Source organism: uncultured Dialister sp. (genome assembly GCF_900541605.1).
Classification (GTDB): domain Bacteria; phylum Bacillota; class Negativicutes; order Veillonellales; family Dialisteraceae; genus Dialister.
The window spans coordinates 1-3,132 of sequence record NZ_UQKJ01000178.1 but is presented as its reverse complement, the minus strand read 5'-3'; the positions used below and the strand labels follow the sequence as shown (position 1 = coordinate 3,132).

Sequence of the window (3,132 nt, the reverse complement as noted above, 5' to 3'; positions counted from 1 at the left end):
CTTCGGCTCCCTGCGAACACCGTTCGCTTGCTTTTCCCCCATAGATGGGGGAGGTAGAGTAAGGGGAAAGCGGCTTCGCTGCAGCTGGATTTCTGAAGACTCTGTACCCAAAACGTGCTATTGACTCCGCAGGAGGCTCTCTTTCCGGAAGATAGCTGCCCACCGGACTGAGAGATGGTGATTACTCCGGCCCGCAAGGGCCTGTCCAACTCAAGGCTCAAGGCTCAAGGCTGAAGGCTCAAGCCCCCATACGTTCACACGCAGCCTCAGCCAGCCAATCTCACCGGATCGTCACGACTTCGCTGTGATCAAAGGTGGCGTCGGCGATTTCATTGCCGATGCCCGGAAGTTCAGGAACCGTCATCATCCCGTTCTCCGGTTCATAGTTGTATTTCGTGAGTCCTGTCATTTTGGGCATGGACGTATTCACGTTATATTCATGGATGATGAATCCCGGTATCGCCGATTCCAGGTGCAGGGAGGCCGCCACCACCAGGGGGCTGCCGCATACGTAGATCTGGACAGCGGTTTCATAGACATAGGCCATATCGCAGATCTTTTTCACTTCCGTAATGCCTCCGCAGGTCCCGATATCCGGCTGGATGACCTGGATGGCGTCCTGGTCCATCCGCTGTTTGAACTGCCACCGGGAGTACATGCGCTCCCCGCTGGCAATGGGGATGCCCGTTTCCTGGTGCACATACCGCAGAAGGTCGCCGTGGGGAGCCACCGGTTCCTCGAAGTAGAGGATATCGTACTTCTTTGCCATGTTCCCCATGCGTACGGCGGACTGCCTGTCCGTGTAGGCGTGGTTCTCCAGGATAATATCTCCGTCGGGCCCCAGGGTATCCCTGACAGCCTTCAGCCGGGACTCCACCACCTTCAGGTAACCATGGTCCATGTAGGGCGCCTGTTCCCGGTGGTCATACCAGGTGCCGTCTTCCCGGTAGGTGGTGAAATTGAATTTCACCGCATCGAATCCCCGGCGCATGGCTTCCTTCGTGGCATTGGCGTAATCCTCCGGGGTCTTTCCGGGACGGCGGCTGCCGGGCCAGCCATTCTGCAGCTGGCTCGCATAGGCCCGGAGCTTCGGCCGCATCTTCCCGCCCAGCAGTTTATAGAGGGGCACCTGGAATTTCTTTCCTTTGATATCCCAGAGGGCCATGTCGAAGGCGCTGATGCCGGCGAAAACCACGGGGCCCCCGTTCAGGCCCCAGAAGCACTGGTGGTAGAGTTTATCCCAGATGACCTCATGGTCCAGGGGGTCCATGCCGATGAGCAGGGGCGCCATATTTTTCAGCATCCCGAAGGCCGCTTCGTCGATGCCGCCGTAGGACAGGGCCGCTTCCCCGTCGCCGTAAATGCCTTCATCCGTATAGATTCGGCAAAAAAGGGGACGCCATCCGTCTTCCACAGGGTCCGAATGCAAAAGATCAATTTTTACGATTTTCATAGAAGAAACTCCTTTCTATAGAAACAGGGAATCCTGTTTCCTTACGCCACCGGATACAGCAGCATTCCCAGCCCCACCGTGACCACGAGGCCCAGGAAGGAGGACAGGATGGTGGAACCGAAGATATAGGGATAACTGTCCTTCGCCGCAAAACCACAGGTATCGGAGACCGTCAGCAGCATTCCGTTATGGGGGAGGCAGCTGAAGCCTGCTGTGGCAATGGCCACCACCCGGTGCAGGATCTCCGGCTGCACCCCCATACTCAGGTACTGCTGGGCCAGTATATTCATGGCCACGTCGCAGCCGCCGCCTCCGTTTCCTGTGAGCACACCGGCAAAAGAAGCGGCCAGGCTCAGGGAAACGATGGGGTTCACCGGAAGGGCGGCGATGGTATCCGGAATAGTCCGGGCGCCGTCACAGGCCAGTACAGCGCCGCCAAAGCCTACGGAAACCGCGGTGACCACGGTGGCGGTACCGACCTTCGCCACGCCGCGGTTCAGGGTATCCCGCAGGTTCGGCAGGTTTTTCCGTCCCAGCAGCACTGCAAGGCCGGTCCCCGCAAGCACCGCATAGGACAGGTCCACATTCCATCCATTGATGAGGAGGATAATGAGGGCCATGGGCAGGATAGAAACCCAGCCGGCGATACCGGGCTCCCTTTCAAAACCTTCGATCCGCTCCCGGATATCCCCTTCCACCGTAAAGTGCTCCCCCCGGGCCCGGGCACGGGCAAAGGCACGATGGAAATAGAAGAAAATAAAGGCCACAGTCACCAGGGAAGCGGCGATACTCACCAGGGGAGCCGCCATGGGAGACGTCCCCATGTACTGGGCAGGAATGATGTTATTCAGCTGGGCTCCGCCGGGAATCATGGACAGCGGCGCCGTACAGGAGGCGGAAATGATGCCGGCGGGAATCAGCTTCCGGGGAAGATCCGCCTGCCGGAAGGTGGCGAGGAAAATCGGATACACCGTAAAGACGATGACAAAGACAGAGATACCCCCGTAACTCAGGATGGCCGTCACCAGAAGGGCTCCCCAGGCCGCATTCCGCCGGCCAAAGAGACGGCCCACCATGCGGGAAAAGGCAGAGACCAGGAGCGTCTCCTCCATGACCTCGCCGAAAAGGGAATTGGTCACAAAGACCATAAAGTACTTGGCAATGAAATCGGCCAGGAAGAGGGCATAGTGGTTAATGGACAGGTCATAGAAACTGTAGCCGCCGGTCACGGCCAGCAGCAGCACCCCCACAAGGGATGCAGGAATCAGGGCAATCCGTTTATAAATCAGCACCATCAGTAAACCAATGGCCCCTATTACACCTAAGAGACTCACGAAACCACTCCCCATCGCCAGTCAGGTTTACTATTTCATCAATATTCTTCGATATTCCCTATGATAGCTGTCTGACTCGGCATACACAAGATACGTGTAAATTTATAAGTGACTCATAAATTACAGAGTGATTGGTTGAGCGTACATGTGAACGTACGGGGCATGGAAAAAATGAGGAATTAGGAATTAGGAATGAGGAATGATGGTGGCGGCGCACAAATTGGGGAAGCGCCGCCTTATGAAATACGACAGCGGCTCCGCCGCAGGCTGAAACCTTGCTGCCCCTTTGGGGTGGCAAGGGAACTGGAGTCACAGCAGCGAACATGAGTTGCACCAGCGAACACA

At 57.0% G+C, this 3,132-nt stretch carries 2 protein-coding genes; both read right to left on the bottom strand.

The features are described 5' to 3' along the window. Positions 1 to 280 precede the first annotated feature (280 nt). The gene (locus QZR21_RS08785; protein ID WP_296974997.1) at positions 281 to 1,453 is read right to left on the bottom strand and encodes a mandelate racemase/muconate lactonizing enzyme family protein; all 1,173 of its coding nucleotides are present in this window, start codon (positions 1,451 to 1,453) and stop codon (positions 281 to 283) included. A gap of 41 nt (positions 1,454 to 1,494) precedes the next feature. Further along, a complete protein-coding gene (locus QZR21_RS08780) occupies positions 1,495 to 2,787 on the bottom strand; it encodes a GntP family permease (protein WP_296099988.1) in 1,293 nt (430 codons plus the stop codon). Positions 2,788 to 3,132 lie beyond the last annotated feature (345 nt).

Excerpts from the sequence above, each read along its gene's own strand:
- QZR21_RS08785 (WP_296974997.1), bottom strand. The coding sequence starts at position 1,453 with ATGAAAATCGTAAAAATTGATCTTTTGCATTCGGACCCTGTGGAAGAC.